20 protein-coding genes are annotated in these 21107 nt (G+C 69.4%); 10 read left to right on the top strand and 10 right to left on the bottom strand.

Annotated elements, in window-relative coordinates:
• Positions 1 to 292: 292 nt before the first annotated feature.
• On the bottom strand, positions 293 to 1819 hold the full coding sequence (locus ACQPYK_RS37100) for an ATP-dependent DNA ligase (protein WP_433241933.1): 1527 nt from the start codon (positions 1817 to 1819) through the stop codon (positions 293 to 295).
• A 138-nt stretch (positions 1820 to 1957) separates the two neighbouring features.
• On the bottom strand, positions 1958 to 2332 hold the full coding sequence (locus ACQPYK_RS37095; RefSeq protein WP_433241930.1) for an FKBP-type peptidyl-prolyl cis-trans isomerase: 375 nt from the start codon (positions 2330 to 2332) through the stop codon (positions 1958 to 1960).
• A 138-nt stretch (positions 2333 to 2470) separates the two neighbouring features.
• Here ACQPYK_RS37095 and ACQPYK_RS37090 point away from each other — a divergent pair, with 138 nt between their 5' ends.
• The 6 genes from ACQPYK_RS37090 to ACQPYK_RS37065 all read left to right on the top strand — a co-directional run bounded on the left by ACQPYK_RS37090 (position 2471) and on the right by ACQPYK_RS37065 (position 9405).
• Positions 2471 to 3268: an SDR family NAD(P)-dependent oxidoreductase gene (locus tag ACQPYK_RS37090; RefSeq protein ID WP_433241927.1), complete on the top strand. Its 798-nt coding sequence runs from the start codon at positions 2471 to 2473 to the stop codon at positions 3266 to 3268.
• Positions 3269 to 3572: 304 nt separating this feature from the next.
• Complete coding sequence (locus ACQPYK_RS37085; protein ID WP_433241924.1) at positions 3573 to 4877, top strand: ABC transporter substrate-binding protein; 1305 nt, start codon at positions 3573 to 3575, stop codon at positions 4875 to 4877.
• Between the two features lie 297 nt (positions 4878 to 5174).
• Positions 5175 to 6143 carry a carbohydrate ABC transporter permease gene (locus ACQPYK_RS37080; protein ID WP_433241921.1) on the top strand — a complete coding sequence of 323 codons (969 nt, stop codon included), beginning with the start codon at positions 5175 to 5177 and terminating at the stop codon, positions 6141 to 6143.
• The gene (locus tag ACQPYK_RS37075; protein ID WP_433241918.1) at positions 6140 to 6988 is read left to right on the top strand and encodes a carbohydrate ABC transporter permease; all 849 of its coding nucleotides are present in this window, start codon (positions 6140 to 6142) and stop codon (positions 6986 to 6988) included. The genes ACQPYK_RS37080 and ACQPYK_RS37075 overlap by 4 nt, the downstream gene beginning before the upstream one ends.
• Positions 6985 to 8409 carry a GH1 family beta-glucosidase gene (locus tag ACQPYK_RS37070; RefSeq protein ID WP_433241915.1) on the top strand — a complete coding sequence of 475 codons (1425 nt, stop codon included), beginning with the start codon at positions 6985 to 6987 and terminating at the stop codon, positions 8407 to 8409. The genes ACQPYK_RS37075 and ACQPYK_RS37070 overlap by 4 nt, the downstream gene beginning before the upstream one ends.
• Complete coding sequence (locus ACQPYK_RS37065) at positions 8410 to 9405, top strand: LacI family DNA-binding transcriptional regulator (RefSeq protein ID WP_433241912.1); 996 nt, start codon at positions 8410 to 8412, stop codon at positions 9403 to 9405.
• Here ACQPYK_RS37065 and ACQPYK_RS37060 read toward each other — a convergent pair.
• Both ACQPYK_RS37060 and ACQPYK_RS37055 read right to left on the bottom strand, forming a co-directional pair.
• Positions 9389 to 10387 carry a LacI family DNA-binding transcriptional regulator gene (locus tag ACQPYK_RS37060; RefSeq protein ID WP_433241909.1) on the bottom strand — a complete coding sequence of 333 codons (999 nt, stop codon included), beginning with the start codon at positions 10385 to 10387 and terminating at the stop codon, positions 9389 to 9391. The two genes, ACQPYK_RS37065 and ACQPYK_RS37060, sit on opposite strands and share 17 nt — an antisense overlap.
• The gene (locus tag ACQPYK_RS37055) at positions 10384 to 11763 is read right to left on the bottom strand and encodes a GH1 family beta-glucosidase (RefSeq protein ID WP_433241906.1); all 1380 of its coding nucleotides are present in this window, start codon (positions 11761 to 11763) and stop codon (positions 10384 to 10386) included. Before ACQPYK_RS37055 ends, ACQPYK_RS37060 begins: the two co-directional genes overlap by 4 nt.
• Positions 11764 to 11956: 193 nt before the next feature.
• On the opposite strand from ACQPYK_RS37055, the gene ACQPYK_RS37050 reads away from it, so the two are divergent.
• The 3 genes from ACQPYK_RS37050 (at position 11957) to ACQPYK_RS37040 (ending at position 15387) form a co-directional block, all read left to right on the top strand.
• Positions 11957 to 13315, top strand: coding sequence for an ABC transporter substrate-binding protein (locus tag ACQPYK_RS37050; protein WP_433241902.1), 1359 nt, complete (start codon positions 11957 to 11959; stop codon positions 13313 to 13315).
• 85 nt (positions 13316 to 13400) lie between these two features.
• Positions 13401 to 14372 carry a carbohydrate ABC transporter permease gene (locus ACQPYK_RS37045; RefSeq protein ID WP_433241899.1) on the top strand — a complete coding sequence of 324 codons (972 nt, stop codon included), beginning with the start codon at positions 13401 to 13403 and terminating at the stop codon, positions 14370 to 14372.
• A 64-nt stretch (positions 14373 to 14436) separates the two neighbouring features.
• Positions 14437 to 15387, top strand: a complete 951-nt coding sequence (locus ACQPYK_RS37040; RefSeq protein WP_433241896.1) for a carbohydrate ABC transporter permease — start codon at positions 14437 to 14439, stop codon at positions 15385 to 15387.
• On the opposite strand, the gene ACQPYK_RS37035 is transcribed toward ACQPYK_RS37040, so the two are convergent.
• Both ACQPYK_RS37035 and ACQPYK_RS37030 read right to left on the bottom strand, forming a co-directional pair.
• A complete protein-coding gene (locus tag ACQPYK_RS37035; RefSeq protein ID WP_433241893.1) occupies positions 15345 to 16004 on the bottom strand; it encodes a general stress protein in 660 nt (219 codons plus the stop codon). The two genes, ACQPYK_RS37040 and ACQPYK_RS37035, sit on opposite strands and share 43 nt — an antisense overlap.
• A 514-nt stretch (positions 16005 to 16518) precedes the next feature.
• Positions 16519 to 17958 carry a GuaB1 family IMP dehydrogenase-related protein gene (locus ACQPYK_RS37030; protein WP_433241890.1) on the bottom strand — a complete coding sequence of 480 codons (1440 nt, stop codon included), beginning with the start codon at positions 17956 to 17958 and terminating at the stop codon, positions 16519 to 16521.
• A 136-nt stretch (positions 17959 to 18094) separates the two neighbouring features.
• On the opposite strand from ACQPYK_RS37030, the gene ACQPYK_RS37025 reads away from it, so the two are divergent.
• Positions 18095 to 18562 (top strand): GyrI-like domain-containing protein, encoded by a 468-nt coding sequence (locus ACQPYK_RS37025; RefSeq protein WP_433241887.1) that lies wholly within the window; start codon positions 18095 to 18097, stop codon positions 18560 to 18562.
• A gap of 39 nt (positions 18563 to 18601) precedes the next feature.
• On the opposite strand, the gene ACQPYK_RS37020 is transcribed toward ACQPYK_RS37025, so the two are convergent.
• The 4 genes from ACQPYK_RS37020 to ACQPYK_RS37005 are packed head-to-tail and all read right to left on the bottom strand — an operon-like array spanning position 18602 to position 21063.
• The gene (locus ACQPYK_RS37020) at positions 18602 to 19129 is read right to left on the bottom strand and encodes a hypothetical protein (RefSeq protein WP_433241884.1); all 528 of its coding nucleotides are present in this window, start codon (positions 19127 to 19129) and stop codon (positions 18602 to 18604) included.
• Positions 19129 to 19365 carry a helix-turn-helix transcriptional regulator gene (locus tag ACQPYK_RS37015; RefSeq protein WP_433241881.1) on the bottom strand — a complete coding sequence of 79 codons (237 nt, stop codon included), beginning with the start codon at positions 19363 to 19365 and terminating at the stop codon, positions 19129 to 19131. The genes ACQPYK_RS37020 and ACQPYK_RS37015 overlap by 1 nt, the downstream gene beginning before the upstream one ends.
• A gap of 19 nt (positions 19366 to 19384) precedes the next feature.
• On the bottom strand, positions 19385 to 20221 hold the full coding sequence (locus ACQPYK_RS37010; RefSeq protein ID WP_433241878.1) for an ABC transporter permease: 837 nt from the start codon (positions 20219 to 20221) through the stop codon (positions 19385 to 19387).
• Entirely contained in the window at positions 20218 to 21063 is an 846-nt protein-coding gene (locus ACQPYK_RS37005; protein ID WP_433241875.1) for an ABC transporter ATP-binding protein, read from the bottom strand. Before ACQPYK_RS37005 ends, ACQPYK_RS37010 begins: the two co-directional genes overlap by 4 nt.
• Positions 21064 to 21107 lie beyond the last annotated feature (44 nt).

Genomic DNA, 21107 nt, shown 5'->3' with positions numbered 1-21107 from the left:
ATCTTCGGGCTGCGGAAAATCGCGGGAACGCACGCTGGATCATGGGCGTCCCGGAATGGGACGTCACTGCCAGGGAGCCGCCACCCCGTGCGGTGGTGTGCGATGAGCGTCCTCGGCTCGGTCGTCCCACCTGCGCGTGCGCCATGGTCGCGAGCGCGGTCTGCTCGAAGGAGCCGTGGCCGGTGAATCGGGGTGAAGCGGTCGTGTGATCGGCGACACGATCAAGGTGTGGATGTGCTCGAGGGAGAGCATGCGACCGGTGAAACGGTCACAACATGAGCCGGTGAAACGGTCACAGCATGAGGGAGCGCACCATGTCCATGGTGTCGGCCTGATCGGCGCTCTTGTCGGGGCGGTAGCGGATCACTCTGGCGAAGCGCAGAGCCATGCCGCCGGGATAGCGAGTGGACTGCTGGACCCCGTCGAAGGCGATCTCGACGACGAGCTCGGGGCGGACGACGACCGTCCAGCCGTCGGTGGGGCCTTCGGCGAGCGCGAGGAAACGTTCGGTCTGCCAGGCGAGCAGCTCGTCGGTCAGGCCCTTGAAGGTCTTGCCCAGCATGACGAATCCGCCGGTCTGCGGGTCACGGGCACCCAGATGCAGGTTGGAGAGCCTGCCCTCCCGGCGGCCGCTGCCCCACTCGACGGCAAGGACGACCAGGTCGAGAGTGTGCCGGGGTTTCACCTTGATCCAGCCGGCGCCGCGCCGCCCGGCGGCGTAGGGAGTCTGCAACGACTTGACCACCACACCCTCGTGGCCGCTCCTGATGACGTCCTTGAAGAACGCCTCGCCGATCGCGACGTCGTCGGTGACCAGGCGGGGGGTCACCAGCGCCGGGGGCACGGCCGCGGACAGCGCCGCGTGGCGTGCCTCGCCCGGCAGGTCGAGCAGGTCGGTGCCGTCCACGCGCAGGGCGTCGAAGAAGAACACGTGCAGCGGGGTCTTCCCCCGCACCCGGGTCACGTCGAGGCGGCTGGACACCCGGCCGGAGGTGACCTGGAAGGGCTCGGGGCGCCCGTCGGGACGCAGCGCGATGACCTCGCCGTCCAGAACGAGGTCCTGGGAGGACAGCGCGCGGACCGCCTCGACCAGCTCGGGCACCTGGGCGGTGATGTCGTCGAGGGTGCGGGTGAAGACGCTCACCGCATCACCGGAGCGATGGGCCTGGACTCGGACGCCGTCGAGCTTCCACTCGATCGCGGCAGGACCGCCGAGCTTGCCCAGGGCCGCGGCGACGGAGATGGCGCTCTGCGCGAGCATCGGCGACACCGGGCGGCCGACCTCCAGATGGAAGGCGCGCAACGCCTCCACCCCGCCGCTCAGCGCGGCGGCGCCGACGGCGGGCAGCCAGCCACGAAGGGTCAGTGCCCGCCGGACCTCGGCCGCCGGCACCCCGGACGCCTTCGCGACGGCTTCGATCATCACCCCGTCCAGTGCGCCCTGCCGCAGCTCGCTGCGCAGCAGCCGGGACAGGAAGGCCTGCTCCTGCCGCGTGAGCGCGCCGAACAGCTCGATGATCAGAGTCTTGCGCGCAGCCTGGGAACCGGGGCCCGCCTGGGCCTTGATGCGGTCGAGGAGGTCGTTGACCTGGCGCAGAGTGGCGGTCGCGGCCAGGCGGGGCTCCGGCGGATCCTGCAGGCCGGCCCAGCCCACGCCGATGTGGCGTTGCGGCAGCTCACCGGAGAGATAGGCGATCGCGATCTCCGCCTCGTCCGGCTCGACCCGGCCGAGCAGCTCCGCGAGATGGCCGATCTTCGCCAGCCGGGCGGAGTCGGCAGCCACGGCCGCGGAGGTGCGCGCAAGGTCGATCAACAACACAAACCCCAGCCTAAGAGCTGGGAGTGACATTTCGGGAGAGTGATCAGCTGCTTTTCGGAGCGATCCAAGCCCGGTGGCGGGCTGTTCCCCCGGTGGCGGGCCGTCCCTCCGGCGGAGGGACGGCCCGCCGGTGGAACGTCAGCTCACGCCGAGCAGGTCCACGACGAAGATGAGCGTCTCGCCCGGCTTGATACGGGCGCCGGCGCCGCGGTTGCCGTAGCCGAGGTGGGGCGGGATGGTGAGACGGCGGCGGCCGCCGACCTTCATGCCCGCGACACCCTGGTCCCAGCCGGCGATGACCTGGCCGCCGCCCAGCTGAAATTCGAAGGTGTCACCGCGGTTCCACGAAGCGTCGAACTCCTCGCCAGTGGAGAAGGCGACGCCGACGTAGTGCACGCTGACCTGGTGGCCCGGCTTGGCCTCCGGGCCGTCCCCCTCGACGATGTCGACGATCTGCAGCTCCGCGGGTGCGTCGCCCTCCGGGAAGTCGATCTCCGGCTTCTCCAGTGCCACGTGGTTCTCCTTGATCGGATATACGCCGGCCGATTTCCGACCGGCCGCACGACTCTACGGGGTCCGGCGGTCGTATGAGAGACGGAGGGACGGGACGGCCGCGGCGTCGTACCCTCGTGGAGGACCCGTGGAGGTGGAATGCGCAAGCCGTACACCCCGCAGGAGATCCTCCTCGCCGGGAAGGTCGCCGTCGTCACCGGAGCGGCGCGGGGGCTGGGGCGGGCGATCGCGGAGACGTTGCGGGAGTTCGGTGCGGAGCTGGCGCTGTGCGACCGGCATCCGATCGACGGGTTCGACGCGTTCACGATGACCATGGACGTGCGGGATCCGGTCGCGCTGGAGGTGTTCGCCCAGGCGATCGAGGAGCGCTTCGGGCGATTGGACGTGCTGGTCAACAACGCCGGCGGCACCTTTCACGCGGCCTTCGCCGACCTCTCGCCGCGTGGCGAGAGCACGCTGATCGCCGAGAACTTCACCCAGGTCACCGCGATGATCAGACGGCTGCTGCCGCTGATGTCCCCGGGCGCCTCGATCGTCAACGTGACCTCCAGCGAGGCACACCAGGCCGCGCCCGGATTCGCCGTCTACGCGGCGATGAAGGCGGCCGTGGAGAGCCTGACCCGCTCACTGGCGCTGGAGCTGGCCCCGCGCGGGATCCGGGTCAACGCCATCGCGCCCGACGCGCTCGCCACCGATGGTGAGAAGGGCGTGCGCGAGCGGATGCCGGCCGACCCGCTGCCCTTCGAGCCGGTGCGGCTGCCGCCGCTCGGTCATCTCGGCGATCCCGCGGAGGCCGGGGCGGCGGTCGCGTTCCTGGCGAGTGGGATGGCGGGATTCGTCACCGGGACGACCCTGCACGTGGACGGCGGCATCCACGCCGCGGGCGGCTGGCGGCGCACCGGCTCTGACGGAGAGGCAACAGGGAGCGCTCTCTAGGGAGAGATTGGCGCTCCCCGTCACGGCTGTCAAGGCCGTGGGCCCGCACCGTGAAATATGTCCGCCACGAGATGTTAACGTGACGCAAGTGTTGTGGGAGCGCTCCCTTGATCTTGTGTTGCGCTTTTTAGCCTCATCTGAGCTGCGGAAATGCCGGAAAGCTTGGGAGAGCGCTTTCCTTTAGAGGGGTAATGGGTAACGGCGATCGTTATCCAACGAATCGTTGACACGTAACCCCGGTGCCATCAATCTGCTCAGAGAGCGCTCTCTTCATGATCATTTATGAGGACCCTGGGAGGGTTCCATGCGTAAGTTACGTCACCGGTTCCTCGCCCCGATGGTCGCCGTGTCGGCGCTGGCCCTGGGCCTCACCGCCTGCGGCGGCGGCAACGGCGGTGGTGCCGCCGCAAGCGGCGCGGCGTCGTCCCAGCCGGGAGAGAAGATCAAACTGACCGTCGCGCTGTTCAGCGACTTCCACTACGCGCCGCTGTACGAAGAGTTCAAGAAGACCCACCCCAACGTGGAGATCGTGGAGCGCCGCACGCAGTTCAACGACCACCACACCAACCTCATCACCCAGCTGGCCACCGGTGCGGGCGCCGCGGACGTCGTCGTCGTCGAGGGCGGCTACATCGGCGCCTTCACTCCCGTGCCCGCCAAGTTCTACAACCTCAAGGACTACGGCCTGGAGCGGCGCAAGAGCGAATACCTCGACTGGAAGTGGCAGTTGGGCGTCTCCAACGACGGCTCCTCGCTCATGGGACTCGGCACCGACGTCGGCGGCCTGGCCATGTGCTACCGCCCCGACCTGTTCAAGAAGGCGGGACTGCCCGCCGACCGCGACGAGGTGTCGGCGCTCTGGCCGACCTGGGACCAGTACGTCGAGACGGGCAGGAAGTTCGCCGCGGCCAAGGTGGTGGGCGCCAAGTTCACCGACGGTCCCGGTGAGCACTTCCGCGCCATGGTCGAGCAGGCCCCCGTCGGGTTCTACGACGACCGGTACGCCATCGTCGCCGGCACCAACCCTGAAGTGCGCAAGGCCTACGACATGTCCGTGAAGATCATTGACGAGGGTCTGTCGGCCAAGCTCGCCGCCTTCACGCCGCCATGGAACACCGGGATCGCCAAGGGCACCTTCGCCACCATGGTCTGCCCCGCCTGGAAGACAGGCACGATCAAGGACCAGAAACCCGGTGAGGGCACCTGGGACATCGCCGCGGTGCCCGGCGGCGGCGGCAACCAGGGCGGCAGTCACCTGATGCTGCCCAAGCAGGGCAAGCACCCCAAGGAGGCCGCCGAGCTGATCGACCTGCTGACCAGCAAGGAAAGCCAGATCAAGCTCTTCACGGAGGCCAGCGCGCTGCCCTCACTGCCCGCCCTGTACGACGACCCGGCGGTGGCGGACTTCGTCAACCCGTACTTCGGCAACGCGCCGATCGGCAAGATCTTCACCAGTGCGGCGAAGGCGCTCAAACCGCAGCACGTGGGCCCCAAGGCCGGTGACATCCTGCAGGCGTTCAACAACGCCCTCCAACGGATCGAGCAGGGCAAGCAGAACACCGAGGAGGCCTGGACGCAGGCGCTGAAGGACGTCGGCAGGATCAAGTAGCCCGCCCTTCCCCAGTCGGTCGGTCCCGCACCGACCGGCCGGTCCAGTCCTGGCCGGTCCAGCCGCGACTGATCCAGCCCCGGCCGGTCCCGTCCCGTCGGCTCCCGTCCCGGCCGACCTAGCCTCGGCCGGTCCCGTTCCGTCGGCTCCCGTCCCGGCCGATCTAGCCCTGGCCGGTCCAGCCCCGGCCTCCCGCCTCCCGCTCGCCGCCTCCGGCGAATCGTGGCCCGCTCGCGGCTCCCCGGCCAGTCGCCGTCCGCTTCCCGCCTCCCCAACGAATCGCCGAAAGGAGCTGTCATGGCCACCCGCGCCCCCGAGCGCCTGGCGGCGGTCCCACCGGACAGACCGGTGCGATCTCGCCGCCTCCGCCGCCGCCTGGTCCACCAGCTCGACGTCAAAGGCTCGCCGTACGCCTATGTGGCCCCGTTCTTCCTGTTGTTCTCCGCGTTCGGGCTGTTCCCCCTGGCCTACACCGCCTGGGTGAGCCTGCACGAGTGGACGCTGATGTCGGACGAGCACGCCTTCGTCGGCCTGGACAACTTCAGGACACTGCTCGTCGACGACTACTTCTGGAACGCCACCTTCAACACCCTGTCCATCGGAGTGCTGTCCACCGTCCCGCAACTGCTGCTGGCCATCTGGCTGGCCCACCTGCTCAACCGGCCGCTGCGGGCGCAGACCTTCTTCCGCATCACGTTGCTGCTGCCCAACGTGACCAGCGTGGTCGCGGTGGTGGTCATCTTCAGCCAGCTGTTCGGCCGGGACTTCGGTGTGATCAACTGGATGCTGTCGTGGTTCGGCGTCGGCGGCGTCGCCTGGAACGAGGGGGTGGCGACCTCCCACGTCGCCATCTCCATCATGATCATGTGGCGATGGACCGGCTACAACGCGCTGATCTTCCTGGCGGCCATGCAGGCCGTACCGCGCGAGCTCTATGAGGCGGCTACCATCGACGGTGCGAGCGGGCCCACCCAGCTTCGCAAGATCACCATTCCGATGATCAAGCCCACGATCGTCTTCGTCGTCATCACCTCGACGATCGGCGCCATGCAGGTCCTCGCCGAACCGCTGCTGTTCGGCTCCTACAGCATCTCCGGCGGGCCGGACCGGCAGTACCAGACGCTCTCGCTGTTCATCTACGAGAACTTCGTCAAGCTCGACCTGGGCTACGCCTCCGCCATCTCCTGGATGATGTTCGTCTTCATCATCCTGATCGCCGGCGTCAACTATCTGCTCACCCGCCGCGCACAGGGAGGACTGACGTGAGCGCGCACACCGCCCCCGGAGGCAGGCGCTCCGGCGCCGCCCGCCGGCTCACCTACCTCACGCTGACCGCGGTGGCGTTCTTCTCGGCGCTGCCGCTCTACTACAGCGTCGTGGTGGCCTCCCGCGACAACGCGGCGCTGGCGGAGGTCCCACCCCCGCTGCTGCCCGGCGGCAACTTCTTCGCCAACATCGCCCGTGTCTTCGACACCGTCCCCTTCGCCATGGCGATGGTCAACTCCGTCCTGGTCTCCGGCTCCATCGCCCTGGCGGTGATGTTCTTCTCCACACTGGCCGGGTTCGCCTTCGCCAAGCTGCGCTTCCGCGGCAGGAACGCCCTGCTCTTGCTCACCGTGGCGACCATGATGGTGCCGACCCAGCTCGGGATCATCCCGCTGTACATGCTGATGGTGAAGCTGGAGTGGACCGGCGGCATGTACGCGCTGATCGTGCCGGCGTTGGTCAACGCGTTCGGCGTGTTCTTCATGACCCAGTACCTGTCGCGGGCACTGCCGACCGAGCTGCTGGAGGCCGGCCGGGTCGACGGCTGCACCACCTGGGGCCTGTTCTGGCACGTCGTGCTCCCGGCCGCCCGTCCCGCGGCGGCCGTGCTCGGCATGCTCACCTTCATGTCGGCCTGGAACGACTATTTCTGGCCGCTGGTCGTCCTGACCCCGGAGAATCCGACGGTGCAGGTCGCCCTGTCCACTCTGGCCAGCGGATACGTCAACGACTACGTGCTCGGCCTGGCGGGCACCGCGCTCGGCACCCTGCCGCTGGTCGCGGTGTTCGCCCTGCTCGGCAAGCAGATCATCGGAGGAATCATGCAAGGAGCTGTCAAGGGATGACCGTCGTCGGCATTCGGGGGGCCTCCCTCACACAGGGGCGCGCGGACTTCCCCACCGGTTTCGTCTGGGGCGCGGCCACCGCGTCCTACCAGATCGAGGGCGCCGTCAAGGAGGACGGCAGGCAGCCCTCCATCTGGGACACCTTCTCCGTCACGCCGGGCAAGGTCGTCGGGGGTGACACCGGCGACGTGGCCTGCGAGCACTATTTCCGCTACGCCGACGACGTCCGGTTGATGAGCGAGCTGGGCCTTGCCGCCTATCGCTTCTCCGTCGCCTGGCCGCGCGTCCAACCTGACGGCACCGGCCCGATCAACCTCCGGGGCCTGGACTTCTACAGCCGGTTGGTCGACAGGCTGCTGGAGGCCGGGATAACGCCGTACGCCACCCTCTACCACTGGGACCTGCCCCAGCCCCTGGAGGACGCCGGCGGCTGGCTCGAGCGGGACACCGCCCACCGGTTCGCCGACTACGCGCGCGCCGTGCACCAGCGGCTGGGGGATCGGGTCCAGCACTGGACCACCCTCAACGAGCCGTGGGTGTCGGCCTTCCTCGGCTACGGCAACGGGGTGCACGCGCCGGGCCGTAAGGATCCCGCCGCCGCTCTGCGCGCGGCCCATCACCTGCTGCTGGGACACGGGCTGGCGACGCAGGCGCTGCGCGCCGGGGGAGCCGAGGAGATCGCGCTGGTGCTCAACCTCGCGCCGGTGATCACCCCGGCGCAGGTGAGCGACCCCGCGGCCGAACCGTCGCCGGCGGACGCCGAGGCGGTGAACCGGATCGACGCCCTGCTCGCCCGGCAGTTCCTCGACCCGGCGCTGCGCGGGCGCTATCCCTCGGAGGTGCTCGCCATCGCCGAGCGCAACGGCGGCCTGGCCCACATTCGCGACGGCGATCTGACGACCATCAACCAGCCGATCGAACTGGTCGGTATCAATTACTACAACCCGTGCGTGGTCGAGTCCGCCTCCGGGGAGGTCGCCGACGCGGCGTGGCCGGGCAGCGAGGACGTCCGCTTCTGCACAGTTGACGCACCGGTCACCGCGATGGGCTGGCCGATCGTGCCCGACGGGCTGTCGCGCCTGCTCCTGCGGCTGGCCGACGACTATCCCGAGGTCGGTCTGATCATCACCGAGAACGGCGCCGCCTTCGACGACGTCGTCGAGGACGGCCGGGTCCACGACACCGGCAGGACCGGTTACCTGGACGGCCATCTACGTGCCGTGCACGCCGCGATCGCCGCGGGCGCGGACGTGCGGGGCTATCTGGTCTGGTCGCTGCTGGATAATTTCGAGTGGGCCGAGGGATATCGGCGTAGGTTCGGCATCGTGCACGTCGACTTCGCCACCCAGCGGCGCCTGCTCAAGGACAGCGCGCTGTGGTATCGCGAGGTCATCAAGCGCAACGGACTGCGGGAGAACTAGATGAGACGACCCACCTTGGAGGCGGTCGCCGCCCGTGCCGGGGTCTCCCGGTCGACCGTCTCCCGGGTGGTGAACGGCCAGACCACGGTCACCCCGGACATCCGCGACATGGTGATGCGGGCGGTGAACGAGCTGGGCTACGTTCCCAACGGCGCCGCGCGCAACCTCGTCACCCAGCGGACCAACTCGGTCGCGCTGGTCGTCTCGGAGCCTCCGAACCGGGTCTTCTCCGACGATCCGATGTTCTCCACCGTGATCCGCTCGGCCAGCATCGAGCTGGAGGCCGTCAACATGCAGGTCGTCCTGCTGCTGGCCGGCTCTCCGGAGAGCCACACCCGGGTGGAGCACTACATCGCCGGCGGCCACGTGGACGGCGTCATGCTCGTGTCGAGCCACGGCGCCGACCCGCTGCCCGTCGCGCTCACCCGGTTGCGCGTCCCGGTCGTCTCGTACGGCAGGCCGGCGGTGCCGGTCGCCATCCCGTACGTGGACGGCGACAACGTGGCCGGCGCGGCCAGCGCCGTGAGCCACCTGCTGGAGCGGGGCAGACGCCGGATCGCCACCATCGCCGGCCCGCTGGACATGATCGGCGGCCAGGACCGGCTGGCCGGATACCGGCAGGTGCTCCGCGACTCCGACCGCCGCTCCATCATCGCGGTCGGCGACTTCACCCGGGAGTCCGGCGCGGTCGCCATGCGCCAGCTCCTGGCCGACGACCCGGAGCTGGACGCGGTGTTCGCCGCCAACGACCTGATGGCGATCGGCGCCATGCACGCGCTGCGCCAGGCGGGGCGCCGCATCCCCGACGACGTCGCGATCGTCGGCTACGACGACATCGAGGCCGCCCGCTACACCGATCCGCCGCTCACGACAGTCCACAACCCGCACGCGGAGCAGACCGCGGCGATGGTGCGCCTGCTGCTCGGCCTGCTGTCGGACGGCCCGGCCGATCCGCTGGTCATGCCCACCGAGCTCGTCGTCAGGTCGTCCTCGTAGACTCCCGCACGACCAGCTCGGTGGGGAGCACCACCGAAGCCCTCTCCCGGGTGTCCAGCAGCATCCGCGCCAGCCGCCGCCCCATCTCGACGGTCGGCTGCCGGACGGTGGTCAGCGGGGGTTCGGCGTAGGCCGCGGCCGGTATGTCGTCGAAGCCGACGACCGCGACGTCGCCGGGGACCTCCCGGCCGGCCCGGCGCAGTGTCCGCAGCGCCCCCAGCGCCATCAGGTCGTTGGCCACGAACACCGCGTCCAGTCCCGGGTCGTCGGCCAGGAGCTGGCGCATGGCGACCGCGCCGGACTCCCGGGTGAAGTCGCCGACCGCGATGATGGAGCGGCGGTCGGAGTCGCGAAGGACATTGCGGTAGCCGGCCAGCCGGTCGAGCCCGGCGATCATGTCCTGGGGGCCGGCGATGGTGGCGATCCGGCGGCGCCCCTGCTCCACCAGGTGCCGGACCGCACGCTCGGCGCCACCGATGTTGTCCATGTCAACGTACGGCAGGCCGCCGGGCACGCCCGGACGGCCGCTGCAGACCACCGGCACGCCCCGCCGGGTCAGGATTCCCGGGAGCGGGTCCGCCCCGTGCATCGACGCGACGATCACGCCGTCCACGTGGCCGTTGGTGGCGTAGCGCTCGACCCGGTGGTAGCTCCCGTCCGGGCCGGTGAGCATCAGCACGAGCTGTTTGTCGGCCTCCTCGATCTCCATGCTGACCCCCCGGATGATCCCGGCGAAGGTCGGGTCGTCGGAGAAGACGCGGGTCGCGGGTTCGGGGAAGACCAGGGCGATCGAGTCGGCCCGCTGGGTGACCAGGCTCCGCGCCGCCTGGTTGGGGACGTAGCCCAGCTCCTCCACGGCACGGTTGACCGCCTCGCGGATCCGCGGGGCCACCCGGGTCGAACCGTTGATCACCCGCGAGGCGGTCGCCCGGGACACCCCTGCCCGGGCGGCCACCTTCTCCAGAGTCGGCCGGGGCCTCACAGCCCGTTCCGGCGCACGACCTCGCGGTACCACAGCGCGCTGTCTTTGGGGATGCGGTTCTGGGTGGTGTAGTCGACGTGCACGATGCCGAACCGCTTGGCGTAGCCCTCGGCCCACTCGAAGTTGTCCAGCAGCGACCAGACGAGATATCCGCGCAGGTCGGCGCCGCCCTCGATGGCCGCGTGGGCGGCGCGCAGGTGGCCGTCGAGATAGGACAGGCGGCCGGCGTCGTCGATCCGGCCGTCCTCGACGACGTCGTCGAAGGCGGCGCCGTTCTCGGTGATGACCAGCGGGGTGCCGGGGTAGTCGCGCGACAGCCGCAGCAGGAGGTCGGTCAGCCCGAACGGCTGGACCGGCCAGCCCATCGCGGTCCTCGGCACGTCGGGACGGGGGAAGGCGACCCCCTCGGTGCCCGGGTAGACCGGGTTGGCCGGCTCGCCGGTGCGGGCGGCCACGGTGTGCGGGTGGTAGAAGTTCACGCCCAGCAGGTCGATCGGCTGGCCGATGGTCTCCAGGTCGCCGTCCTGGACGAAGGACCAGTCGGTGAAACGGCGGGCCCGTTCCACCACGTCGGCGGGGTACTCCCCGCGCAGCACCGGGTCCAGGAAGATGCGGTTCTGCAGGCCGTCCACGATGGACGCCGCCTCGGCGTCGTCGCCGAGCACCGGCGCGAGGTTGAGCGTGATGCCGATCTGGTCCGCGCCCGCCGCACGCAGCGCCTTGACCGCCAGCCCGTGGCCGAGCAGCAGGTGGTGGGTGGCGACGAAGCCCAGCTCCGGCTCGGTGCGCCCCGGTGCGTGGATGCCCGAGGCATAGCCGAGGAATGCCGAGCACCACGGCTCGTTCAGCGTGGTCCACGTCTCGACTCGATCACCCAGTCGTGAGTGTACGATCGCCGCGTAATCGGCGAACCGCTCGGCGGTCTCCCTGCTGGTCCAGCCGCCCCGATCCTCCAGGGTCTGCGGCAGATCCCAGTGGTAGAGCGTCACGATCGGGGTGATGCCGGTCCCGTGCAGCTCGTCCACCAGGCGATCGTAGAAGTCCAGGCCGCGCGGGTTGGCCGGACCGGAGCCGTCGGGCTGGACGCGCGGCCAGGAGATGGAGAAGCGGTAGGCGTGCAGGCCCAGGTCGCCCATGAGGCGGACGTCGTCGGCGTAGCGGTGGTAGTGGTCGCAGGCCACGTCGCCGGTGTGCCCGGCGTGCACCTTGCCGGGGGTCCGGGAGAAGGTGTCCCAGATGGAAGGGCCTCTGCCGTCCTCCCGAGACGCGCCCTCGATCTGGTAGGCCGCGGTGGCCGCGCCCCAGACGAAGCCCTCGGGAAACCTCAGCACGCCGGAGTCCTCGAGGACGAGGGACTTTTCGGCGGACATGGTCATCTCTTCACCGCTCCATTCTGTTCGGCAGGGTCTCTGAGAGCGCTCTCACGAGCATCACGGTTCATTAAGCGGTGCGTCAAGAAATCTAGGGCTGTAACTGTAATATCACAGTTATTGACATCGACAAATGGGCAGACAATTCTTCCAGAGAGCGCTCTCACACTTCCCGGCAACTTTATCTGGAGGAAGGTCCATGTCGCTCCTCTCACGGGCCAATCGCGTCACCTTGGTGGCGAGCACCATTGGGCTGGCGCTGGTCGCCACCGCCTGCGGATCCTCGGGGACCGCCAAGCCATCGGCGGGCGGAGGCGGCAGCGCGTCGGCCGATTGCGCGGCCTTCGCCAAGTACGGTGACCACGCGGGTAAGACCGTCAGCATCTACTCCCCGATCCGTGACACCGAGGCCGACCTCTTCGAGCAGGCGTGGAAGCCGTTCGCGAAGTGCACGGGAATGAAGATCAGCTATGAGGGCACCGGCGAGTTCGAGGCCCAGATCCAGGTGCGCGCCGACGGCGGCAACCCGCCGGACATCGCCTTCTTCCCGCAGCCGGGCCTGCTGGAGCGTTTCGCCAAGGCCGGCAAGCTCAAGCCCGCCTCGGCCGAGGTCAAGAGGCTGACCGACGAGGGCTGGTCGCCCGACTGGGCCAAGTACGCGACCGTCGGCGGCACCTTCTACGGCGCGCCGCTGGGTGCCAGTGTGAAGTCCTTCGTCTGGTACTCGCCGAAGATGTTCAAGGAGAAGGGCTGGGCCGTCCCCACGACCTGGGACGAGCTGATGACGCTCACCAACACGATCGCCGGCACCGGGATCAAGCCGTGGTGCGCGGGCATCGAGTCCGGTGACGCGACCGGCTGGCCGGCCACGGACTGGATCGAGGACATCCTGCTCCGCGAAGTGGGCCCCGAGGGCTACGACGACTGGGTGAGCCACAAGCTCCACTTCAACGATCCCAAGGTCGTCGCGGCGGTGGACAAGGTCGGCGCCATCCTCAAGAACGAGAAGTTCGTCAACGGCGGCTACGGCCCGGTCAAGTCGATCGCCAGCACCGCCTTCCAGGAGGGCGGCGTCCCGATCACGCAGGGCAAGTGCGCGATGCACCGCCAGGCGTCCTTCTACGCCAACTTCTGGCCCGAGGGCACCAAGGTGGCCGAGGACGGCGACGTGTTCGCCTTCTACCTGCCGGGCAACGACCCGGCCAAGAAGCCGGTCCTCGGCGCGGGCGAGTTCGTGGCGGCCTTCGCCGACCGTCCCGAGGTCCAGGCCGTGCAGGCCTACCTCGCCTCGGCGGAGTTCCCCGCGGCCCGGATGAAGCTGGCGACCTACGTCACCGCACGCAAGGGCGTCGACCCGGCCCTGGCGCAGAACCCGATCGACAAGCTCTCCATGCAGATGCTGCAGGATCCGAACACGGTCTTCCGCTTCGACGGCTCGGACCTGATGCCGGCCGCGGTCGGCGCCGGCACCTTCTGGAAGGGCATGACCGACTGGATCAACGGCAAGGACACCAAGACGGTCCTCGACTACATCGACGCCTCCTGGCCAAAGTCCTGATATTTACCGATATGTCCGGTTCTGTGTAGCCTGCGGGACCGGACACGTCACCCCTCGGCACGATCCTTCCGGGAGATCTCTCCGAATGGACTTCGACTTCGCCGCCGAACAGCCCAAGTTCGTCCAACTGCTGATCGGCGTCGCCGCGTTCCTCGTGGTGGTCGCGGTGATCCTGTTGCTGGTCGACCGCGCCCCGATGCGGCGGCGGGCCTGGTCCCACGCGACGATCCTGCTCCTGCCCGCCCTCGCCCTCCTCGGCATCGGCCTGGTGGTGCCCGCCGTACGGACGACCCTGCTGTCGTTCATGAGCGGCGACGGCCTGCGGTGGGTGGGCCTGGACAACTACGCCTGGATGTTCACCCAGCCCGAGGCCCTGACCGTGTTGCGCAACACGCTCATCTGGGTCCTGCTCGTACCGCTGCTGGTCACCTCGGTCGGGCTGGTCTACGCGGTCCTGGTGGACCGCACCCGCTTCGAGTCGCTCGCCAAGTCGCTGGTGTTCCTGCCGATGGCGATCTCGTTCGTCGGCGCGGGCATCATCTGGCGGTTCGTCTACGCCTACCGCGCCGAGGACCAGGACCAGATCGGCCTGCTCAACCAGCTCGTCGTCGCCCTGGGCGGCGAGCCCCAGCAGTGGCTGCAGAACCCCCCGCTGAACACGCTGTTCCTCATCGTGGTCATGGTCTGGATCCAGTCGGGCTTCGCCACCGTGGTGCTCTCGGCTGCGATCAAGGGAATCCCGGCGGAGATCGTCGAGGCCGCCCGGCTGGACGGGGCGGGCCCGCTGCAGATGTTCTTCCGGGTGACGCTGCCGAGCATCCGTTCGGCCGTGATCGTGGTGCTGGTCACCCAGTCGATCGGCACGCTGAAGCTGTTCGACATCGTCCGCACGATGACCGGCGGCCAGTTCGACACCAGCGTCATCGCCAACGAGATGTACAACCAGGCGTTCCGCTACGGCGAGACGGGCAAGGGCGCGGCGCTCGCGGTCTTCCTGTTCGCGCTGGTGACGCCGATCGTGATCTACCAGATCCGCCGGCGCCGGGAGGCCCGGTGAGCGGGCGGACCGAGGCGGCCGGCATGCACGGCGCCAGGGGAACGTGCCCGACGAAGGAGTCCACGTGACCACATTGACCCAGTCCGTGGCGCGGGCCGGGGCCGTCACGGCGCCGCAGCGCGTCCGCAGGCGGCTGACCAGCCGGGTCGCCAGCGCCGTCGCGATCGTCATCGCGGTCCTGTGGACCACCCCGACCTTCGGCCTGCTGCTGTCCTCGCTGCGCCCGGAGGACCAGATCAAGTCCACCGGCTGGTGGACGTTCTTCTCCGACCCGCAGCTCACGCTGGAGAACTACCGGGAGGTGCTGTTCGGCACCTCCTCGTCCTCCGGTCAGATGATGAGCTTCCTGATCAACTCGATCGTCATCACGATCCCCTCGGTGCTCTTCCCGCTGGCCCTGGCCACCTTCGCCGCCTACGCGCTGTCCTGGCTGCCCTTCCGGGGTCGTGACTGGATCTACATCGGCATCTTCGCGCTGCAGATCGTGCCGCTGCAGATGGCGCTGGTCCCGCTGCTGTCGTTCTTCTCCCAGGGGGTGGACGTCTTCGGCCTGCAGGTGCTCCCCGCCTGGAACCTGGAGGGGCCCGCCCGTTTCGTCCAGGTCTGGTTTGCGCACACCTGCTTCGCGCTGCCGCTGGGCATCTTCCTGATCCACAACTTCATGTCCGAGCTGCCCGGCGAGCTCATGGAGGCCGCGAGGGTGGACGGCGCCACCCACGGCACGATCCTGCGCAAGCTCGTCCTGCCCCTGGTCGGGCCCGCGCTGGCGGCCTTCGGCATCTTCCAGTTCCTGTGGGTCTGGAACGATCTGCTGGTGGCCCTGATCTTCGCCGGGGGCACCGCGGAGAACGCCCCCATGACGGTACGGCTGGCGCAGATGGCCGGCACCAAGGGCAACGAGTGGCAGCGCCTGACCTCCGGCGCCTTCGTCTCGGTGGTCATCCCGCTGATCGTCTTCCTGTCGATGCAGCGTTACTTCGTCCGGGGGCTGCTCGCGGGCAGCGTCAAGGGCTGAGCCGGCCCGGAGGCGGCGGTGTCGTCCGGGGCGGCGGGCTCCTCGATCCCCGGGCGGCCGGGGGTCGTGGGCCGCGTGGCGGTCTCGTCGTAGAGTCCGGCGGACGGCGGCACCTCGACGACCACGGTGTCGGCGGGCCCGGGGGTTCCGTCGATCACGGCGCGGGCGTGGTCGAGGTGCGAGGCCGCGACCAGCACGTCGTAGCGGCCGGCGACAATCGCGCTGCGCGAGGCGAAGTCCCGCTTGCCGCCGGTGAAGAAGTGGTTGATGAACCCGAACGCGGCTCCCATCACCGCGCCCCAGAGCGCCGCCCACAGCACGAGCACGATGAACGACATCGTGGTGGAGGTGAACAGCCCGAGGAACATCCCGACCACGGCGCCGAAGGCCACACCGCTTCCCGCTCCGGTGAGCGCGGCGCGTCCGTTGGTCATCCTGCCGGTGACCGTCTCCTCCAGCTTCAGGTCGCTGCCCACGATCGCCACATGCTCGACGGGGAAGCCCGCGTCGGACAGCGAGTCCACCGCTCGCTGCGCGGCCAGGTAGTTGTCATAGCCGACCAGGACTCTGCGGTCGACGACGACCTGCGTGGCCAGGGGGATGGAGAGCTTTGCCATGTCCGTTCGCCTTCCCGTGCCTAGGGGGTGATCCGGCCTGGCGACTACCCCATGCCCGGCCGACAATGCACGGATCGGCCCGGGACCTTGTGTCATCGGAGGGCATGTAATACTTTCAAATGAAAGCTTTTCATACGAAAGCGGACAGAGGGGGACAAACACCCATCTCTACTGTTAAGGTTCTTAAGGGAAAGGCGCCGCCGGCAGGCGGCGACACAGGTTGTCCGGCGTTAGGTCCGTGAAGGAACCTGCAATGATCGCATTCATCGTGATGATCCAGGCAGTACTCGCGCTTACCGGGCTGATGGCGATGTGCCGCCTCACCCGATATGCGGGCCGGTCGCTGTGCTCACGTGAGCGTCACGGTCACATGGTGGGGGCGCGGCGGCCCCACTGACCGCCTGCCGGCCTGCGCTGACGTCATGCGGGCGGGTGCCGGCACCATGATTTTCCAACCACGGGTTTCCGACCACGGGAGACGGCGGAGCCGTCAGGCGCCGCCGTCCCGCGGAAGCTACCAGCTCTGGTGGAGCGGCATGCCCTCGGTGTAGCCCGAGGAGCTCTGGACGCCGACCACCGCGCGCTCGTGGAACTCCTCCAGCGTGGCGGCGCCCGCGTAGGTGCACGAGGAGCGCAGACCGGCCACGATGGCGTCGATCTGGTCCTCGACGCTGGGACGGGCCGGGTCGAGATACATCCTGGAGGTCGAGATGCCCTCCTCGAACAGCGCCTTGCGGGCCCGGTCGAAGGGGGAGTCCTCGGCGGTGCGCAGCTTCACCGCGCGGGCCGAGGCCATGCCGAAGTTCTCCTTGTACTTGCGCCCGTCGGGGGCGGTGCGGGTGTCCCCGGGAGACTCATAGGTTCCGGCGAACCAGGAGCCGATCATCACGTTGGCCGCTCCGGCGGCCAGGGCGAGCGCCACGTCACGCGGATGCCGGACCCCGCCGTCGGCCCAGACGTGGCGGCCGAGCCGGCGGGCCTCGGCGGAGCACTCCAGGACGGCGGAGAACTGCGGGCGGCCGACGCCGGTCATCATCCGGGTGGTGCACATGGCGCCCGGTCCGACGCCGACCTTGAGGATGTCGGCTCCGGCCTCGACCAGGTCGCGCACGCCCGCGGCGGTGACCACGTTGCCCGCCGCGATCGGCACGCCCGGGTCGAGCGCCCTGATCGACCTCAGCGCGCTGAGCATCTTCTCCTGATGGCCGTGGGCGGTGTCCACCACCAGGCAGTCGACCCCGGCGCCGAGCAATTCCTTGGCCTTGGCGGCCACGTCGCCGTTCACGCCGACGGCGGCGGCGACGCGCAGCCTGCCCGCGGCGTCGAGAGCGGGCTTGTACAGGGTGGCGCGCAGCGCGCCCGTCCGGGTCAGGATGCCGACCAGGCGCCCGTCGTCGTCGACGATCGGAGCGAGCCGGTGGCGGCCCCCGTGGAGCCGGTCGAAGGCCTCGCGCGGGTCGAGCCCGGCCGGCAGGGTGAGCAGATGGTCGGACATGACCTGGGAGAGCTGGGTGTACATGTCCACGCCGCCGCAGTCGCTCTCGGTGACCACGCCGATCGGGCGGTTCTCCCAGTCGACGATGATGATCGCGCCATGGGCCCGCTTGGGCAGCAGGTTGAGCGCCTCTCCGACGGTGTCGTGCGGGGTGAGCGTGAGCGGCGTGTCGTGGACCAGATCCCGGGACTTGACCCAGCCGACGACGTCCGTGACCACGTCGGTCGGGATGTCCTGGGGAATCACGGTGATGCCGCCGCGCCGGGCGATGGTCTCGGCCATCCGGCGTCCGGCCACCGCCGTCATGTTGGCGACGACGATGGGAATCGTGGTGCCGGTGCCGTCGCCGGTCGACAGGTCGACGGCGAGCCGGGAACCGACGGAGGAGCGCGACGGCACCATGAACACGTCGCTGTAGGTCAGGTCGTAGGCTGGCGCCATCTCATTGAGAAACTTCACGTTCGTCCACCTTATCCGGTGAATAGTCCAAAGAGAGCGTTCCCTGTTTGGGGGGTGCTCAAGAGGGTTCACCGGTCGAGGCGGGCACTAAGATCCCATTTGCGCGAATTCAACGGGATGGCCATGAGGAGGCGCTGTGATCGTTGTTGATCGGCCCGAAATGATCGTCGTGGGCCATGCTGTACGGACCTCGAACGCCGAGGAGGCGGAGCCGGGCCGGGGACGGCTCGGCGCGCTGTGGGCGCGGGCGGGGGCTCCCGGAGCCTTCGCGCACGTTCCCGGCCGGGTGGACGAGAACATCTACGCGGTGCTGACCGACTACGAGAGCGATCACCACGGCTCCTACACACAGATCGTCGGGGTGGCCGTGCGCACCGCCGCCGCGCTGCCCGAGGGCATGGTCGCGGTCCGGGTGCCCGGGGTCCCGGCGCTGAAGCTGGAGGCCCGCGGGCCGATGCCGGCGGCGCTGCTGGAGGCCTGGCAGCAGCTGTGGAAGCACACCGAGTCCGGTGGCACCCCGCCCCGCGCCTTCACCACCGACCTGGAGGTCCACCACCCGGCGGGCGTGGACCTCTACGCCGCCGTCTTCCCGTCGATGGGCTGAGCGCCTCCGCCCCGAGCGGGCCAGGCGGGGTTCACGGCGCTATTCGTCCTCGTCGTCCGGCGGGTCGGACATCCGCCAGCCCGCGATGAGCGACGGCATGATGACGTGCGTCGCCAGCAGGCCGAACATGAGCATGACGATCGCCGCCGCCGGGATCCGGATGACCATCTCCCCGCTGGGCATGGCGGACAGCAGCAGCACACCGAAGGCGACGAGGGTCACCGTCGTCGCCCGGTGGGCCTCGGCCTGGATCTTCCGGCGCTCGCGGGACTGGCGTTCGTCGAGGTGGCGTTCGGCCAGACCGACCACCCCGCGGGTGGCCCCGACCAACGCCGAGTAGACCACGACGTAGATCACCAGCGCGGCCCCGCCGAGGGCGAAGGTGGTCCACATGGCGGTCGCGCTCGGCGCCAGGTAGTAGCACACGATCGCGCTGATCCAGATCAGTCCGGCGGCCGCGGCACCCACGCCGACGAGGAGCCGGCGGCGCCCGCGGGTGGCGTACCAGGAGCGCGGCGGCCAGTCGCGGTAGCGGGCCTCCAGCTGCCCGGGGGTCAACTCACCCATCACTTCACCTCACTGCCCAGCCGGGGGAACGGCCTCAACGAGAAGACGACTTCCAGCGGCACCTCGAAGTATTCGGCGATGCGCAGGGCGAGGAACAGGCTGGGGCTGTACTCGCCGCGCTCAAGGTAGCCGATCGTCTGATAGTGGACGCCCAGCGCGCTCGCCAGGTCCTTGCGCGAGACACCGCGTTCGGCTCTCAGCACGGAGATCCGGTTGTATACGTCTTCGGCGGCCATCGCAGCAGTCTCCCAGCGTTCACGAGCCCTGTGCCGCAAGCCGGCGCGCGGCCAGCCGCGACCCCGACTCCCGCCGGGTCGTGCGGCGGATCAGCCTCGGCGCCAGCAGCATCCCGGCGACCGCCCACGCCGCCAGCGCGGCGGCCACCCAGGGCAGGCGCCAGCTCCCGCCGATCTCGGCGGCCAGCATGGAGTCGGGCAGGAACGCCGCGCGCAGGCCGAGTCCCTGCCAGTAGAGCGGGAACGCCTGGGAGATCCACCGGACCGGTTCGGGCATGAACGTGATGGGGAGCATGACCCCCGAGGTGACCATCAGGACCATCATCGGCAGCCCCAGGATCCTGGCCGCGGTCTTCGGCCCGGGGACCAGGCAGCCGATGACCGCTCCCAGCGGCACCACTGCGACCGTGCCGAGCAGCAGCACCCAGGCCAGGGTCGGCCAGTCGCGGGGCGGGGTGACCCCGCCCACGGCGACGCCGGTGCCCACGATCAGCACGCACTGCACGGCGACCTGGCACAGGAAGGTCACCGCCCGCCCGACGAGATAGGCCGGGACCCCGCCGGGGACGGTCCGCAGCCGCAGGAGCGTCCCCTCCTCGCGGTCGGTGGCGATCGCCATCGGAAGCGTCATCAGGCCGTTGGAGAAGACGGTGAAGGCCAGGAACCCGACCGTCATGAACGTGCCCTGGGAGACGCCCGTCCCCGGCACCGGCTTGTCGCCGATCCACAGCACCAGCAGGGCGAAGACGCCCACCGTGCCGACCAGGGTGGTGAGCAGCTCCTTGCGGTCCCCGACCAGGTGAAGCTGCTCTGTCCAGCCCCGTCGCAGGCCGATGCGCAGTGTCCTGACGTTCATGCCGCCCTCCCGATCAGATTCAGGTAGTTCTCCTCCAGCGACGGGCGCCGGATCTCCAGGCCGGGCACCGGGCCCTCGAACCTGCGGTGCAGCTCCCACGCCACCCGGGACGGGTCGGGTGTGGTCAGCACCCGCTCCCGGCCGTCCTCCAGCCAGCGCACGTGCGAGCCGGCCTGTACGGCCTCCGCCAGCTCGGACGGGGTCCCGCACACGGCGATCTCCCCGTCGACCAGGATCGCGGTCCGGTGCGCCAGCTTCTCGGCCTCGGCGAGATCGTGCGTGGTCAGCAGCACCGTGATGCCCTCGTCCGCGGACAGTTTCCTGATCAGCAGGTGGAACTCCCGGCGCGCCTCCGGGTCGAATCCGGTCGTCGGCTCGTCCAGGAAGAGCAGCTCGGGGCGGCCCACGATGCCCAGCGCGACGTCCAGCCGGCGGCGCTGGCCGCCCGACAGGCGGCTCGCCCGCTGCCCGGCCTGCGCGGTCAGGCCGAGCGCGGCCAGCAGCTCGTCCGGGTCACGGGGGTCGTCGTAGAACTCGCCGATGTGGGCCAGGAGGTCCCTGGCGCTCCACCTCGGATGGTCGCGCCAGCTCTGCACCACGATCCCGAGCCGGGCCCGCCAGGCGTCGGAGCCGTGCACGGGGTCGGCCCCCAGCACGCTCACCTCGCCCGCCGACCTGTTCCTGAAGCCCTCCAGGATCTCGATCGTGGTGGTCTTGCCCGCCCCGTTGGGTCCGAGCAGCGAGAAGATCTCGCCGCGCTCGATCCGGAGGTCGACTCCCCGCAACACCTCGGTCGCGCCGTACGTCATCCGCAGCCCGCGAACGCTCACCGCAGTACTCATGTGTATGAATGTAGTACACCTACTACATTTACAACAACTTCTAC

This window comes from Streptosporangium sp. CA-135522 (assembly GCF_050949235.1).
GTDB lineage: Bacteria > Actinomycetota > Actinomycetes > Streptosporangiales > Streptosporangiaceae > Streptosporangium.
This window is presented reverse-complemented; position numbering and strand designations above follow the sequence as displayed.